Origin of the sequence: Oryzicola mucosus (assembly GCF_014534685.1) — a bacterium.
GTDB classification, from domain to species: Bacteria; Pseudomonadota; Alphaproteobacteria; order Rhizobiales; family Rhizobiaceae; genus Oryzicola; species Oryzicola mucosus.
On sequence record NZ_JACVVX010000004.1, the window covers coordinates 379,765 to 396,863 of the forward strand.

The window sequence follows — 17,099 nt, forward strand, 5'->3', positions numbered from 1 at the left end:
GACGAGATGGAAGAGCCCTCCCCGCGCGGAGGGCTTTTTTGTGGGCGGCAAGTGGGCTTGCCTGATGTTCGAGAAAACAAACGCCCAGTACCGCCGCCCTGGAGGGTGCAGAGAACAAGCGCAACGCCACCGGTTCGTCTTGCGGGCTGGAGTGCCGGCCGCATCTGTCGATCGAGGCCAGCCATGAGCAGTGCAACTAACGAAGCCCTGTAGAACGCGTCAGCGGTCGCGCTTGCAACCGTACGTGTCGGGACAACAGCAAACAAAAACGGCGGCCCGTAAGGCCGCCGTCTGGTCGAAGTAGGTGCTGCAAGTGAAACGTCAGATGACTTCGCTGGCTTCCGCTTCCTGAACCACCTGCGCGGCCTGTGCATCGGGCCGCTCCCAGAACAGGCAAGGGGCGACGAGGATCAGTTCCGCGACGAAGTAGAGGACGCGGTTGATCGAAGCGAGCAGGATCGCGACCTCGCTGGGAATGAACGGCACCAGCGCGAAGGTGAGGATGACCTCACGCACGCCAAGGCCGGCCGGCGCGAAGGGCACCAGAAAACCCGCGACATATGCCAGGCAGTAGACCCCCACGGCATAATACCAGGGGATGGGCGCCGACGAGAACGGCGCCAGGGTGACCCAATAGGACATGCCCATCAGCACCCAGGTCAGAGCGAGCACCACAAGAGCGGGACCGGACGGCTTGAGCTTCCACAGCCAAGGCAGGAGCCGATTGCGGAAGACGGCCGCGACGCCGAGGATGACGACGGCGACAAGACCGAGCAAGGCCCAGAGCCAATGCGCTTCGGAGAAGCCGACATTGTTGCTGAGTTCGAGGAAGAACATCGGCTTGGCGATGAAGATCAACGCCACCGCCATGATGCTCGCGGTAGAGACCACCCAGGCATGCTCGGACAGGATCGCGTCGCGAATGGCGGAAACGGCAGCGCCCCGCCTTTTGAGAATGACCACGCGCCCGACGAGCTGCCAGATCGAACCCGGCACATATTTCGCCAGCTGGGTCATGTTGTAGATCCAGTAAGCTTCCTTGAATGTCAGCGGCACCCCTGCCCCAACGGCTGCGGTGCGCATAGTCATGGTCAGGCCGAGCTTTGCCAGAATGATGCAGATCGTCGCCAAAACCAGCATCTCGATGCTGAGCAACGACATCGTCTTGACGATCATCTCCCATCGCGTGACGCAGAACCAGACGACGATCGCCAGGATGGCAAGGGTCCATCCCCATTTGGCGATGGTCTTGAGACGGTCGATCATGCGCGGCGTCCCTTGACCAGCTTCGCGGAATATTCGATCTGGCGCATGGACAGCGCCTGCACGGCGGGGAACGACGCCGTGATGGTCGCCTTGCGGCTGGCCTTTTCGGCAACGAGCTGCTCGATGCGGCCGACGACGACACCGATCTCGCCACGCTTATAGTCGAGCACCATGTCCTCCTGCTGGAAGCGCTGCATGACTTCGAGATATTTGTGGCTCCAGCCGATAACCATCACCGGAGTGCCTGCCGCCAGCGCACCGACCATGGCATGGAAACGCGACACAGCCACGACATCCGACGCCTCGATGATCTGGTGGATCTGGGCGATGTTCAGCGAGCCGGAGAAGGAGACGCAGTATTTCCTGGTCTCCGCGTCGAGGCCTTCATAGATCTCCAGCAACAGCGGCAGGTCGTTGTTGTGGGTCTTGTCCATATCCTCGCCGCGCGTGGCGTTGGGGAACAGGGCGACCGCATAGCCCTTGGCAACCAGACCGGACAGCAGATCGCGCATCAGCGCGGCATAATCCCAGCCAGAAGCCTTGGCGCGCAGCGCGACCACGATGCTGGGGCACACGCCGACGATGGTGCGGCCCGCAGCCCGATGCTGATCGAGCGTCGCAAGACCATCGAGGCCACCCGGCGCAGGCGCGCTGATGCAGAAGCTCTTTTCGAACAGGAAGGCGCAATCGTCCGCCCGCTCGTAGAAGGTCTTGTTCGGGAAAACCTCCTTCATGTGCGCTTGCGTCTTCTCGCCGCGCGTGAAGACATGGTTGCACCACGGCAGGAAAATCTTGGCAGCGAGACGGTTGAGCGGCTCGTTGAACGGCCCCAACGCCTGGGCGAACTTCACCACCGGCACGCCCAGCACCATCGCCGGTAGGATGGTGGCGATGTTGAAGGGGATGAACTTGGTACGTCCGCCGACGAAGGACACGCCGGCAAGGCAGACAAGCATGCTGGAGGCGGCAAGAGCCTGAACCGATTTAGGCAGCATGCGCTGCAGCGGCCGCAGGCGGAAGAAGCCGAGAAAGCGGTAAAGCAGCGCAAAAGGGAACAGGACAGCAACCAGATAGGCCGGCGTCGAAGAGTACATCGACACGCGCTGATCGGCGACCAGTTCGCGGTCACGCTCGGGATAATAAGTGAAGACGTTGAAGGTTAGGTCCTCGCCGGCGTGGCGGCGCAACATGCCTATGGTGGTGCTCAACATCCCTTCGGCGCCGCGATTGCCATAAAAGGTCGCGGCGATGATCGACACTGACGTCATGAGGAAACGGTTCCTGAATTGAGGCGTAAAGAAAACGGCTGCCTATTCGGCAGCCAGTGTCTCAGCGGTTGTCGACGGAGGCGCAGCCGATATGTCCTTGCGGGTGCTGTAACGGATTTCCTCGAGCAGTTTGCGGTTCGCCGCCAGAAGGTCGGCCACGAAAGCGATGAGGAAGGTCTGGAAGCCCATGGTCAGGAGCAGGCTGGCCAGGATGAGCGACTGGATGCGGCCCGCGCCCTCGCCCATGAAGTAATATACCAGGAACCGCAGGCCGACGAGCAGGCCGAGAACGAACAGCGTCAAGCCGATCGATGCGAAGAAACGGAACGGCCGGTAGATGATGAAGATGCGGATGATCGTGATGACCGACCGCTGGATGTAGGACGGGATGCTCTTGAAAAGACGCGACGGACGCAGGTCGCCGTTGACGCGGATCGGCACCGAGGTCATGGCCATGTTCTTCTGGCCAGCCTGGATGATGGTTTCCAGCGTATAGGTGTAGTCGCTGAAGACCATCATGTGCTGGGCAGCGTTGCGCGACCAGGCGCGGAAGCCGCTCGGCGCATCGGGAATGTCGGACTTCGAGGCGACGCGCACGACCCAGCTGCCGAGTTTCTGCAGCGCCTTCTTGAGCGGCGAGAAATGCTCGATGGTGGCAATCGGCCGCGCGCCGATGACGATATCGGCCTCGCCCTTGACGATTGGGTTCGTCAGGGCCGGGATATCGCCGGCGTTGTACTGGTTGTCAGCGTCGGTGTTGACAATGACGTCGGCGCCAGCCGCCAAGCTGGCTTCGAGACCGGTCATGAAGGCCTTTGCAAGGCCCTGGTTGCGCGTGTGACGGACGATATGGTCGACGCCATTGGCCTTGGCCACGCCGACGGTATCGTCCACGCTGCCATCGTCGATGATCAGCCATTCGACGGTATCGAAGCCCGGCACCTGACGTGGCAACTCGGCCAAGGTGATGGCAAGCGTACCCGCCTCGTTGTAGCAGGGAATTTGGATTATCAACTTCATGAGATCAGCGTCTTTCGAATTTAAATCGTTTCAATGGGTCACAATCAGCCAGCACGTTCAAGCACATCGATGTAGGTATCCACGTGATGCCGTACGCTGTATTTCTCACGAACCATCTCGAAAGCATTTTGCCTCAGCTTTTCGCGAAGCTCAGAATTCTCGATCAGTTCCGTCAATGCGGCAGTCCATTCCGCAGTCGAATTGTTGACCACCAAGGAGTTGACGCCATTTCTCGCAACATCGCGGTAGGTGTAGACATTCGAAACGATGTTCGGCAAACGAAGCGCTGCATACTCCAGAAATTTGAGATTGCTTTTGCATCGATTGAAATCATCGTCAACGAGCGGAGTGATACCGATATCCCAATCCACCACTTTGAACAACCAGTCCACAAACGGTGCATAATTGTTATTTCTCGGCAAGCCGATGCGTTTCCCAAAAAATGGAGTCTGAGTCTGGAAGGCACCGACCACCTCGACCTCAACGCGCTTCCCGTACTTTGCCTGTATTTTCGAGATCGCGTCACTGACAACGTGCATGTCCACGCTATGTGACGGCGTGCCGATGTAGCCGATTTTGATTACATCGCTCGTCTTCGGCTTAGTCGGCGATGTATCTTCGCCCAGCTTCCACATCTGGTAGTTGAGATAGTTCGGAATAACCCGCACATTTTTGTTCAAAAGGTCGAACCGCTCTTTCAACGGTTGGGTCGATACGGTGATAAGATCAGCGCTCTTGGCGAGGCTCGTCACCCTCTCCTTCAATTTGCCGATGTCCTTGTTATAGCCTCTGGATTTCAGCCCTTCGGCATTCAACAGGTCATCATCGATCTCATAGACAATGCGCTTAGCTTGAGAACGCATCCTGTCAGCCCACGCAGAGATCTCGTCTGCCGTCAAAGTTGGGAGATCTCGCTCCACGATGATGGTCGAGGCCTCAGTTTCATGTGGAAGAGTCTGACTGTCACCGACACTGACGTCCCACTGTTTTCTCACCCCGGCCTGCATATACGGATGGATCAACCGTACGTAGGCGCTACCGGTGGGCGAACCATCCTTCTGACCGGACGGAATGATGAGCGCCTTTGGCCTGACGCCCTTTCGAACGCTTTTAGCGCGTAAACGCAGCGCTTCATGAAACACCGTCAATTCGCTGACTGACGCCAGATGAACGCTGTAGCGAGCCGCGGTCCTGATCGCCGCCTGCTTGCATTCGATCAGAGCGTCCGGATCATCAAGAAGTTTACAGACGCGATCAAAAACAGCATCTTCGTCCTTGGTGTCGACGACGATGGAATTGTAACCGTCGACAGCATACTCGTCCGCTCCGCCGACGACCGGCAGTACTGGCACGCAGCCGCAAGCCATTCCCTCCAGTCCGGTCCTGCCAAACGCCTGATAATCGGAAAGGTCAAGAAACACGTCCGAGGTACCAAGAATCTCGGCCACCTGCTGCCGCTTTATGATGTCGTGGTTTATGTACGGGAACCCACGCTCAAGTTCCTCGAAGATCGGATCGAACTCCTCGCAGCCAAAGATATGAATCTTGATCTTCTCGCCAAATCTCTGATGCAGGCGTGAGAGAACCCGCATGGTTCTGGCAGCGCCGCGTCGCGGCGTACGCGGACGGATCATTGCCGAGACGATCAACTCATCGCCACGAGGTTCGGTCGACGGCTTATAAACCTCATGGTCGATGCTAGGTTCTACCTTACGCACTTCCACATTGTGCTCGGCAAACACCTTTTCCGTAAGCCACCGGGTCTTGGCGAAGCAGAGTGCCTGAGGCACGAGTTCGTAAGATTCCTTTGCTTGTATCCATTGAGGTTTTGTCGGCTTCCAGAAAAGCGGCTCATAATCCTGAATATAATAGGCTGGAAGAACCTCTGGATTTTTATCGCTGATCTTCTTGAGGAGAACAACAGAGGTGAAGATCGTTGATACAACCACGTCATACGACGCCGCTATATCAGCGAGATCGTCACCGTCGAACCCCAAGAACAACTGCCGGACGTCGGCTATGTCGTTGTATTGCGACCAATAATACTCGATATCCTCGTTTCTGACAGCGACAGCTGCATTGGCGCCAATACGGCGCATGCCCATGACTTCCTGCACGACGGAATGAACACCACCGCCGCCGCCGCGAACCGGAAGCAGAAACAGCACGGACAGATCATTGGCATTTCGGAGCCGCTGACGCTGCTGTTTCCGAACCGCCAATGCATCCACAACGCGCTTTCGGATCGAATCCATAAGGTCGGTGACTTTGACCGATTCGATCAAGGCTTCGACGCGTTCGACACCGTGTTTGGCGCGCAAGGCAGCGGCGCCGTCCCGCCCGAGTTTTTTGCGTTTGCCGTGGCCGAAGCTTTTCGATTTGGCATGGAAAACATAGGCGTCATCGGCGTAGGCAAGTTGGAAGCCCGCATCCGCAGCGCGTATACAATAGTCGTTTTCTTCGCCGTAACCGATGGGAAAGCTGATTGGGTCCATGAAACCCACCGCATCCACCACCGAACGCCTGATCATGTAGCAAAAACCGTTGACGAATGGCGTTCGCGGATAGATGCGAGCGCTCGCCTGCGCGACCAACGCAGCCATCTCGTCCGCATTCAGACCATCAGGGATGTCGTTGATGGCGAAACTTCCGTCGTCGGCGTAGAGATGCGGCACGTTTTGCCACGTCGCAGCATTGGAAAGCGGCCCACATATGCCGATACGTTCATCTGAAAGCATGCAGCGGATCATGCCGGCAAGCCATCCATTGGTGACGACCGTGTCGCTGTTGAGTGTGATGACGTACTCTGCAGTCGAAGCCATCAAGCCTGTATTGACGGCATTCGTATAACCCTTGTTGACTTCATGCTCTTTCAGCACGAAGTCGGGTTTGTCGGCACAGAATTCGCGCAGCCACTGTGTGGTTTCGGCATCCGACCCGTCATTGACCACGAAGCTTCGAACCCGCAGGCCATCGTTATGGCGCTGGATGGATGCCAGGCAATCCTTGGTGAAATCCAAGGCGTTGTAGACTGGAATGACGACATCGACGTCGTACTGGACGATATCCACGTTACGCCCGTCGAGCGAAATATTACCTGCTGAGGCGCCCGCCACACCTGGAATGTGCGCATGGTTGCGAGCCTCGATATCGGCATATGCAGCGGCATAATCCTCTGCCATGGCGGCACAGTCGCGAGAAGCGCCGAGGCCTTTCTGCCAGCGGTCCACAGCACCAATGGCCTCGATCAGCATCGTCGGCGTGCTGCGAATCGCATCGAGCGTCTTAAGCACCGCGTCAGCCGTCATCTCTGGAATCGCCCAGCCTGCTTGGCTGTCCTTGATGCGTTGGCCGACAGCCCCAATATCGAAGCCGATGACCGGCAGGCCGCACGACCACAATTCGGTCAGCGTATGGCAGAAAGTTTCCGGCCAGATCGACAAAACCGCGCCGATATGCGGCTTGATGCGGGCGACCAGCATTCCGAACGCATCGCGCTCGTAAGGTCCGTGCAGCACAACGCCTTCAAGGGTTTCTCCACCAGGTCCGGCCTGAACGAGGCTGCCTTGCGCCGAGCCAATGATGTGAAACTCGAAGCCGTGTTGGCGGGCGAATGCCGACAGCGCAAAGACAATCTCAGAGCCCTTGGGGGCATCGATGTTACCCGGGAGGAGAATGCGTAGTTTCTCGCCAGGCTCCAGAGGCGCAGCGAGAAGGCTGAATTTGTCAAAGTCGCGCCCATGCGGGATGATTTCAAACGGCTTGTCGGCAAGATTGGGGTAATTTTCGAGGACGATCTCCCTCGCGGAGCTGTCAGTGGTGATGAAGCCGTCGCATTGTGACAGCATCTCGCCAAACATCGCCTTCCAATGGTCAATGCCGTCTTCGGGAAGCGCGAGGAAATCCCTGACGTCCCAAAGCTCCTTCTTGCATTCGGCATGCGAGGGACTGCACTTGCCCGCATTGTACCGGTTATCGTTTTCGAGCAGCTTTACACTTGGGCAGACCGAGTAAAAATCATGGAAGGAGAAAATGACCGGGATGTTCAGCGTCTTGGCCTCTTTTACGAGTCCGAGTCCGTGCCAGGCAATATGGCGGATGTGGACCAGATCGATGGCATAGCGCGTCATCCATAGTGAGACGATGTCGTCATATTCTCTGCTGGTGTGAGGAAACGCATGGATACTCGCGCCAAGCATCGCGCGCTCGATCTCGGTGTATACGCCATTCTGGAACAGGAAGAGTTTGATCGTGCTTGAGTTACAGCGCAGGACAAACGTCTCATACCGCCCATCTATCGCGCCCATGAGGTCCTGGTTTGTTTGGGGGGTACCGCCGGTTTTCGTCGACAGCACATACATGATACGCGGCTTAACCGCGGCCTGACGGCTTTCCAGCGCCTTCAGCGTCTCGGACACTCTTTCACGAACGAGCTTCAGCGGTTCTGCGCGGACGAACTCGCGCACCTGGCTCGTGTATTCGGGATAGCGCGCATCGACGACGCTGCGCCCCTGCTGCATCAGTCCGTCCTTTTCAGAGCCGAAACTCGCGGAACGAACGTGATAGATGAACGTCGCGTCATCGATGATATGGCGCCAGCCCTTGCGGCCGGCGCGCATGCAGAAATCGTTTTCCTCGCCATAGCCGCGCGGGAAGGCCGCGGCATCGAGCGTGCCGACCTCATCGATGCAATCTCGCCGGACATAGAGGCAAAAACCGTTGCCGGTGGGTGCTGTCGGATAAAGCCTCAGCGAGGTCTGTGCGATGGCGCGCGCATAGTCATCCAGCGACAAATGAGCCGGCATCTCGTTGGTGCCGCTTTGCGGGACGGAAAACGCGCCCGCATTGTTGGAAACGGCCGTGACGGTTCCCGTCTTCTCCGTGGAGTAGGCTGCGAACCGCAGCTTGTCCAACCAGTTGGGCGTTACGAGCGTATCGGAATTCAGGAAGACGACATCGGAACGGCCGGCCAGTTCGATGCCGCGATTGATGGTGCCGGAGAAGCCGAGATTCTTCTCGTTGCGATGAATCTCGACCTGGTCGATGCCACGATATTTTGCCAGCGTGGTCTGAACGCTCGCATCGGGGCTGCAGTCGTCGACGACGATCAAACGATAGTTAAGCCTCGTATTGCGAAGAATGGATTGAATACAGGCGTCGGTTTCCTCCGCAGCGTTGTAGACCGGGACGATGATGGCCGGCATTTCCGTAGCTTGGCGGAGACGCTCATTGACCCCGGAGAGATTGGCATAACCATCAGCTTGCAAACGGCTTCCCGACAGCGCTCTGTCGCGCAAGGGCTGCCGAAAAGCGCGCCACCACACGTCGAAGTCGACGCTAGGATAAGGATCATGTCCATTCTGATAGCCATGGCGAAGATAGTTGATCAGCGGATTATCGTGGATCATCTCGTCGCGATAGCGGGAGAGATACCATTTGGTGTTGAAGGCGGGACCTGGATCCCGGCCTTCGCGAGCGCCATGTCGCAGGAAATGCCGCACGGGATCGCCACCGCCACGGGCAACATCAGGGTATTCCGACCGGTACCATTCCGGATCGAACAACCCCGCCCTCACGATCAATTTGTGATCGTCCAAGTTGGACAGTTTCGAAAAGGAAGCTGCGATGGCCCCTTCCGCCACACCATTCGCGACATGGCTTTTGTGCTGAGACGCGATATCTTTTTTCGGCTCCTGAAAGGCAACGATGATGGGTTTTTCCGCAGGCGCCGATCCATTGACGGCGACCGGCTTTTGTCCTGCTTTTTCTCCCAGCGAAAGGAAATGAAAAAGCGGATTGATCCCGGTACGTGCGATATCGGGATTGGTTTCGAGGTACTGCCTGGTATTGAACCCTGGGTTGGGATTTCGTCGCAGAAGCGCGCCAAACGTCAGGAAATGCTCCAAAGGGTCCATGCCCAATGCGGCAACGTCCGGATATTGCGCCAAGTACCAGTTGCGGTCGAAGAGGCCCGATGCCTCGATAACGCCGCGTTCGCGATCCACATTCTTCATGACACGCCTTTGTCCCATCACCGCGAGTATCGGTGGTAGCCGCGGCCCCTCCGCACGCGCCACCGTTACCGGTCAAGATTTTCAAGTCTACATCAGAGTTCGGTCGCCTCATCCGCCTTGCGAATTCAGATGCCTAGACAATTACTCCGGATCCAGGTCCCCGCTTCGGGAGCAGCTTACAGGAACCGGTAAAAGTCCGACGCCGCATACTCTAAGACCGCACTATACTATACCTCAGCTTCGGCAGAGCGTTATCCGCCCGCTTCTTCATTTGCGTATACCTTGCGGCATTTCTTCCCGATTATTGGTCGCCTCTGGCTTTTGCCAGTATCGAGTTGGGCTCTCGCCCTTCCTTGGCGCCGAATACCACATAATGCAGCAGTGGATCTATCCCCGCCCGCGCCACGTCTTCATAGTGACTGAGATACCACTCCGCATCAAACAACCCGGATTTTCGGACCAGTTCCATTTGCCGCTTGAGGCGCATTCTACCTGGCATGAAACGCCACTGTCCGCCATTGAGAAGTGACGCGACAGCATTTCCCATCTCTTTTGCTGCAACGACCTGCAAATGTTTCAGCTTTGCTGCGCTCTGGCGGGTTTGGGCCTCCAGCCGCGCGACCGTACGGCGGCTCTCGGACTGGTTGTCCGAAATCATTCGTGTCAGCGTCGCAATCTCTTCGAAACGTTCCTTGAGCTTGGCCTCCAGCCGATCATTCTCGGCTGCCGCCTTTTCCTTCGCCTCGCGAAGTCCCGAAGCAACCGACCGCGTTTCCTCAATCTCGCCCTTCAACGCATCTATCTGATCGAGTTGCGCCTGGAGTTTCATCGCCATGTCTTTGTGGGCTGCTTCGTCAGCCGCAGTTTTTGCCTGCTTGCTTTTCAGATCGGCAAAGAGGACCTCGACATGTTCTTTCAAACCGTCGGCCACTTTCCTGCTCTCGTCCTGCAGGGCAGTCATCCGCTTGATTTCATTCCGCGCTTCCGATAACTCGGCCGCGGTCTGTTCGGTCTCGAGCTGGCGTTGGGCGAGAGCACTTTCGGTGTGCGACAGCTTATCCCGCAAGAGGACAAGTTCCCTCGAGCTGACGCCGAGACGCTGATTTTCCTCTTCCAGCCGGGCAATGTCCTGCCGTAACGCCTGCGCCTCATCCTGCAACTTGCGGAACGCCTGCTCGTGGTCGGCAAGTTTGACTTCGATTGCCTGTCGCTCATCGCGCGCCGCTTCGAGCTCGTTGGACAGCCGCTCGACGCTGATCTGCTCATGATGCAGCAGCGTTTCCAGTTCGCCGCGTCGCCATTCCGCATTCGAACGTTCCTGACGGGCCATCATCAGCTCTTGCCGGATGGATTCGACATACTCCCGTTCTTGTCCGAGAAGCGATTCCAGTTCTCCCCGGCGCCACTCGGTATCGGCATATGTTTTATGAAGCTTGCCGAGCTCTTCCTGCTTTCGGGCGATTTTTTCCTGGTGCTCCGCCGAGACGGCTTCGAGCTCTGCCTGAACCTTCGTCAGCTTGTCTTGAATCGCCTTCCTCTGACGTTGAACCTCGGTAAGCTCGTGGGTCAGCCTGGAGAGATCGGCTTCTCTCTCGCCGAGCTGAAACTTGGTCTGTTCTAGTTCAAGCGTGCGCTTTTCCAACGCGTCCGAACGCTCCATCAGTTCAGCAGATCGGGCCGTATTGTCGCTGAGCGATTGCTGAAGTTCGCCCTCAACCTTGGTCAGCTTGTCCTGGATCGCCTTCCTCAAGCGACGAACCTCTTGATGTTCCTCGCTCAGCCTGGAGAGGCTGGCATCTCTTTCTTCAAGCGCCGATTTGGTCTTCTGGAGCTCGGCATTTCGCTCGTCCAGTTCGCGCAGACGTTCGGCAAGCTCGGCTGACTGGCTTGTGACGTTGTTCTGCGCCGCCAGCAACTCGCCCTCGACCTTGGTCAGCTTGTCCTGGATCGCCGTCTTGCGGCGCCGAACCTCGTTATATTCGCCGTTCAGTTTGGAGAAGGCGGCGTCTTTCTCTGTCAGAGAGGATTTGGCCTGCGCGAGTTCGGCAGACTGGGCCGCAAAATTGCTCTGTAACGACAACAGGTCGGTTTCGACCTCTTTCAGCTTTTCCCTGATTTCCGTCTTCTGCCGGGAGACCTCTTTGTACTCCTCGTTCAGCTTGGACAGACGTTCGTCACGCTCCAAGACCTCGTCGCGGGCGCTTTGCAGCTCGGCTTCGCGCAGGCGCCCCTCATTCAGCCGCTCCAGGCGTTCAGCCTTATACTGAACTTCGCCGGCCGCTGCCTTGCGCAATTCAGCCTCGGCCTTGGTCAACTGCTCCTGAAGGGAAGCATTCTGCCTGCGGTTTTCGTCATATTCTTCGCTCAATTTTGCCAGTTGGGCATCGCGTTGATCGAGCTTGAGCTTGACGTCTTCAAGCTCCACGGAGCCAGCGGACCGCACGGCTTCAAGTTCAGCCTCTAGCGTCGCAAGGCGATCCTGAATGGCCGCTTTCTTCTGCAGAGTGGCCTGATGTTCGGCGTTCAGCAGTTGAAACGATGACTCTTTTTCTTGAAGCGAGAAGTTCAAATCGTTGATTTGGTGCGTCCGCTCGTCAATGAGAGCCTGAAGGTCAGCGGCCTCGTCGCGGATAACGGCTTTGTCTTTCCGCTCAGCCGCTAAGTCGTCATCCAAATTTTTCAAAGCTTCATCGCGTTGCGCGATCTCTTTTTTCAGCTCATCCAGTCTTTTTTCTGAATTTTCCGCTTCAAAAGCATCGGCGCAGGATCGGCCCAGACGCACAAAAATATCGCGGACCATTCGCCGGTCGGCATCGTTGGCCCCGATGGTGAAGAGTTCTCTCAAACGAGCCGTCTGGTTTGTGCCGACACCGAGCACCCCCAGCCCATGACCGTGGACGAATTCGAAATTCGGATATTTGGTCCGCAACTGCTCGAAAAGACGGAAAACGCCAAAATCCTTCTCGCGAACATTCGTGTCATGCATCATCACGACGGCGCGTTTGGAGAGTTTCGGAAGCCAGGCTTCAAAGTCGTGCTCCACCGCCTCGAAGGTGTGCAGCCCGTCAATATGGAGAAGATCAATCATTCCATCAGAAAAGTGCTTGAGCGCGTCGTCGAATGTGCTTTTCACCAGCCGCGAGAATCCGGAATAATATTTGTCGTTGTGGCTTCGAACCTGCTCAAAGACATCTTCGTCATAGAAGCCCGCGTGGACGTCACCCTTCCAGGTATCGACGCCAAAGCAGCGCGCATCGATTTCGAGACGCTCAACCGCCTGGCACATGGAAAAATAGGACACGCCTGTGTGGACGCCCAATTCCACGACGACATCGGGCTGAAGGGCCTCAATCATCCAAAATGCAAATGGTACATGCTCTTGCCAGGCCGAGCGAGCCATATAGCGCGGCCGCATGAAGGCGATACGCGACATCACATTTGCAAGGACTGCATCATGGGCGGCGCGGGAAGCAGCCATCCCATCCTGGTCTGCTGGGGGTGTATTCAGTGAGGATCTCGTTGCCATCAGTTTGCTACCATCGCCACAGGCCCACCAACTCTTATACGGCCCAGCGATACATCAAAGCAAAATTTGCTGCACTGCGGCAAGACCCTCAACCCTTTTAAAACCGCGGAAATGTTTTTAATCCACCCCGGGCGGCCAGTTCGCCAAAGCTCTGGCGCAAAATTCTTCAATACCGGCGTCAGCGTGGCGCTTTTCCGACAAAAATTAGCTAGTCGATACAGGAAACCGAATTGTGTCATCTCAATAAATCTTTGTAACTTTGGAGAAACAATTAATATCAGGGAAGCAATTGCGGCGGCAAAACAGCGGTCGCCGCGTTGACCAGTGTAAATCCTCCATCTGGCGAACTCACCGTGAGTTGCGGGTTGGATTGCACGTCATAGGAGAGTCTATCCAATGGGATCGAAATCAAAAGGCCGCTGTCATTTTCAACGCTGGGAAATTGTCTGGAGACGTCACCGCGTGAAAAACGTTCTACGAGAAAGCCCTCGATCGAGTTCCCGCCAAGAGCTACGGCAAAGGACTGCGGGGCTTCGCCACGCGGCTTGAGCGCCCATCCTCTCAACTTCAACATGCCGTCCTCGATCGCGATGCTCTCCAGCCGCCCCTGCCCCTCTCCCTTCTTTAAGACAGGACGTAGAGGGGCAAGAGGTTCCAAGTTCTCATCGAGATGGACCAGCCGCTTAGGACAGCCGGCTTCCAGCAGCCTGCTGCGTAGGCCGCTCATCTCCTGTCGTGTCGCTTTAACCAGCCACGAAGGCGCAGGATCGTAGACATCGTTGAGGTCGTGTGCTGAATAAAAACGATCATCGCGCACGGCTTTGGACGTCGTGGCCCGTCCCCTCGGTTGTTTTTTGTGGTCGAACTCCGCCTTGGATTTCACCACATAATGATTCAGCCGCAACTGGGACCAGTGAACGGTCTGGCTAAGCCCGGCGCCGTGGCGGGGATGGCTGAGAACCGGTGCGCCATTCCCATGACGCATGTCGAAGTCCTGCTTCAATCTAAAGACGTGCGGATTGTCTCCGGTGTCCAACACTGCCGTTGTCCTGACGATACTCTTATAGTGATGATTGATCGCGTGGCGTTCTTTCGCACGACGAACAAACCGCTCAATAACCATTCCCGTTCCGGGGACATCTCGAAATGAGGAGCCATAGGTAGCCCAGTTGAGTGCGATCGCACCAATATGCTCATCGACGATGCCGAGAAAATCCGGAATAGAATTGCAATCCGCAGATGGAAAGATAAACTCATCCGCGTCGATGAAGGCCAGCCAATCCGCCGACTCTTTGTATCGTCCAAGTATCTCGGAATAGGCGGAAAGTTGGGGCGGGCTCCCCGCTGTTCCTTGATAAGGCATAAACGTCACGATGCCCAGATTTTGCAACGCCGAAAGAAGTTCCAGCGACCCGTCGGAACTTCCATTTTCTGCGATAATGAAATTCTCGACACCCATCGCCCGATGGAAGGCCAGCCATTCGAGAATGTATGGACCTTCATTCTTGAAGATGGCGGCAATGGCAATTTTCGATTTCTTCGGTGAACCGATCATGAAAGCGACCTGTTCTTTCGTATGCGGAAAAACGCGCCTTGTTCACCACAAGACGTTGATCGAGAACATCTTTCAGGCAGTACTCGGACCGATGCCATATCGATCATCGACCAGCGTCCATAGTCGTGGGCCAGACCCGCTTTCTCACTGCTGACAATGAAAAATCCTCGCGGTCCAGCGTCAAGCTTGGGGAGTAGTACGGATCGTTGGCCAGAGACCATCGGCCAAGCATAAAGTCGGCTTCGGCGTTGAACCGGTCTTGCTTCTCGAAATTGTCTTCCGCGCCGCGACTTTCGCTTTCCAGATGATAAAGCTCGGCAAAAGGCGTCCAGACGTTGAGATATCCCGCTTCCCTCACCTTCAGGCAGAAATCGACATCGTTGAAGGCAATGGCGAGCCTGGCTTCCTCCAGCCCGCCGACCTGCTCATAAATCGCCTTGCGGACGACAAGGCAGGCGCCGGTTACCGCAGACAGGTTCTGCACCATACGAAGGCGGGAAAAATAGCCTTCGTGGTAGCGCGGGAAGGATTTGTGCGAATGGCCTGCGACACCGCCGATGCCAAGGATCACCCCCGCATGCTGGATGGTATCATTGGCGTAATAGAGCTTCGCACCCACACAACCGATATCGGGTTGTTGCGCCCACGACACCATTTCGGTGAGCCAATCCGGCGAAATGACCTCGATGTCGTTATTGACAAGCGCCACGATGGAGCCGTTCGCCTGTGACACGGCGGAGTTGTTGATCGCCGAAAAGTTGAACGCACCGCGATAGGGAAGCACACGCACTTTGGGATCAGTGACGACCGCGCCCAAATAGGCCTTCGTCTCCGGCTCCACGGAATCATTATCGACGATCAGAATTTCATAGCGGGAGTAGCTCGTCTTCTGCTGGATCGAGTCCACGCAGTTCCGCAAGAGCTCCCACCGGTCCCGCGTCGGGATGATGATGCTGACCAGCGGCGGCGGTTCTGAAACGGCATGCAGGGTCCGGTAGACGGCCGCGCCCGGAACGGCTTCGACCTTTGCATCGATCTTCAATCGGGCGAGATGTTCTTCCAAAGCCCGCTTGCCCGCTTCACGCGCATAGCTTTTCTCCGCCCCATCCAGCGCCGTCGACCCGTCAAGGGCGCGCCAATGGTAGAGGATTTTCGGGATGTGATGGATGTTTGCGGGATCGACGCGCTCGAAGATGCGGAGGTTTAAGTCGAAATCCTGGCTGCCTTCGAACCCTGGGCGCCACGCACCAACGGCCCGCAGCGTTTCTGTGCGATAGACAGTGAGATGGTTGAAATAATTCTGCGACCGCAGCATTTCGCGGGAGAATTCCGGCTTGAAATAGGGCTCGTAGCGCACGCCGTTGCCGGCGATCTTGTCCTCGTCGGAATAAATGATCTCGGCATCCGGATGCTGCCCGACGAGCAAGGCCACCTCGGCAAGCGCGGTGGGCGCCAACAGATCGTCATGGTCAAACAGTGCCGTCCATTCGCCCGAGACGAGTTCCAGTGCGGAGTTGCTGGCCTTGGCAATACGACCGTTTTCAGCCCGAAGAGCCAGCTTGATGCGCGGTTCGCCGCCCGCCAGTTCCGCCAGAAGCGGCCGCACATGCGGCATGCTGGAGCAGTCGTCGGCGATGCAGAGTTCCCAGTTTTCGTAAGCCTGGGCGACCACGCTGTCCACGGCGGCGCGCAACACGTCCTCCGGCGTGTTGTAGACCGGCATGACGATGGAGATCAGCGGCTTGCTTGCCAGTCCCGCGAGACGGCGCTTCATCAATTCCTGCTCGGCCGGCCCGAAGGTGTCGTTGCGCTCGATCCAACGCTGATAGTCGACGGCAGCGAATTGCCCTCCCTGATCTATCCGGCGCAGATCGGCGGCGAGTTTGCGCAATCCACCATGTCGCAAGGTTCTCACTACCAGCGAAAGGCTGCTCGCGATCGGCTGATTGCCGGTTTGGCGTGCAACCAACGCGCCGAGCGCCAGCCGCATGTAATATTCCGGCCGCGTCAACCTGCGCAGAGCAGCGGAGCGGTAGGAGAAAACCGCATCCTTGCTACCGGGATCGAGCAGAACACGTCGCGCGCCGGAAGTCAGCAGCAGGTTCACAGCGGCGGTCGTTGTGCTGAAAGCGGACCGGCGCAGGGCTGAAACGCCGGAACTGCGCACTCCGGTATCGACCCAGGCGGAAGGTGCGGTGCTGTCGCGCAGCCCTTTGAGCCCGCGTAGCTTAAGGCGGTAATGGCCAGACCGCAGCCAGGACTGCGCCGTCCACGACACTTCGAAATAGGCGTCTTCATCGACCACGCGCCAGGAGCGCGCTTCCTGGCCGACCTGTTCAAGCCCGGCCATCGGCTTGAGCACACAGGTGTAGCCGACATAACTCCGCAGCCGCGATGCAAAGCGCGCCATACCCGACCGCTGCGGTGTTGCAGCGGATGTCGCTCGGTCA

General features: G+C 57.2%; 7 protein-coding genes. All 7 read right to left on the minus strand.

What is annotated here, in order from left to right; genetic code table 11:
- Positions 1–321: 321 nt before the first annotated feature.
- A complete protein-coding gene (locus ICI42_RS15150; protein ID WP_188165409.1) occupies positions 322–1,266 on the minus strand; it encodes a lysylphosphatidylglycerol synthase domain-containing protein in 945 nt (314 codons plus the stop codon).
- A complete protein-coding gene (locus ICI42_RS15155) occupies positions 1,263–2,534 on the minus strand; it encodes a polysaccharide pyruvyl transferase family protein (RefSeq protein ID WP_188165410.1) in 1,272 nt (423 codons plus the stop codon). The genes ICI42_RS15150 and ICI42_RS15155 overlap by 4 nt, the downstream gene beginning before the upstream one ends.
- A 42-nt stretch (positions 2,535–2,576) precedes the next feature.
- Positions 2,577–3,554: a glycosyltransferase family 2 protein gene (locus tag ICI42_RS15160; protein WP_188165411.1), complete on the minus strand. Its 978-nt coding sequence runs from the start codon at positions 3,552–3,554 to the stop codon at positions 2,577–2,579.
- A 44-nt stretch (positions 3,555–3,598) separates the two neighbouring features.
- Positions 3,599–9,568 carry a glycosyltransferase gene (locus ICI42_RS15165; protein ID WP_188165412.1) on the minus strand — a complete coding sequence of 1,990 codons (5,970 nt, stop codon included), beginning with the start codon at positions 9,566–9,568 and terminating at the stop codon, positions 3,599–3,601.
- Between the two features lie 301 nt (positions 9,569–9,869).
- Positions 9,870–13,046 (minus strand): class I SAM-dependent methyltransferase, encoded by a 3,177-nt coding sequence (locus ICI42_RS23465; protein ID WP_210317251.1) that lies wholly within the window; start codon positions 13,044–13,046, stop codon positions 9,870–9,872.
- Between the two features lie 325 nt (positions 13,047–13,371).
- The gene (locus ICI42_RS15175) at positions 13,372–14,649 is read right to left on the minus strand and encodes a glycosyltransferase family 2 protein (protein WP_188165413.1); all 1,278 of its coding nucleotides are present in this window, start codon (positions 14,647–14,649) and stop codon (positions 13,372–13,374) included.
- 103 nt (positions 14,650–14,752) lie between these two features.
- Positions 14,753–17,059 carry a glycosyltransferase family 2 protein gene (locus ICI42_RS15180; RefSeq protein WP_210317253.1) on the minus strand — a complete coding sequence of 769 codons (2,307 nt, stop codon included), beginning with the start codon at positions 17,057–17,059 and terminating at the stop codon, positions 14,753–14,755.
- Positions 17,060–17,099 lie beyond the last annotated feature (40 nt).

Bases quoted from the DNA above. Each gene is read 5' to 3' on its own strand.
- ICI42_RS15150 (WP_188165409.1), bottom strand. From the start codon at position 1,266: ATGATCGACCGTCTCAAGACCATCGCCAAATGGGGATGGACCCTTGCC.
- ICI42_RS15155 (WP_188165410.1), bottom strand. From the start codon at position 2,534: ATGACGTCAGTGTCGATCATCGCCGCGACCTTTTATGGCAATCGCGGC.
- ICI42_RS15160 (WP_188165411.1), bottom strand. From the start codon at position 3,554: ATGAAGTTGATAATCCAAATTCCCTGCTACAACGAGGCGGGTACGCTT.
- ICI42_RS15165 (WP_188165412.1), bottom strand. From the start codon at position 9,568: ATGAAGAATGTGGATCGCGAACGCGGCGTTATCGAGGCATCGGGCCTC.
- ICI42_RS23465 (WP_210317251.1), bottom strand. From the start codon at position 13,046: ATGGCTGCTTCCCGCGCCGCCCATGATGCAGTCCTTGCAAATGTGATG.
- ICI42_RS15175 (WP_188165413.1), bottom strand. From the start codon at position 14,649: ATGATCGGTTCACCGAAGAAATCGAAAATTGCCATTGCCGCCATCTTC.
- ICI42_RS15180 (WP_210317253.1), bottom strand. From the start codon at position 17,059: ATGGCGCGCTTTGCATCGCGGCTGCGGAGTTATGTCGGCTACACCTGT.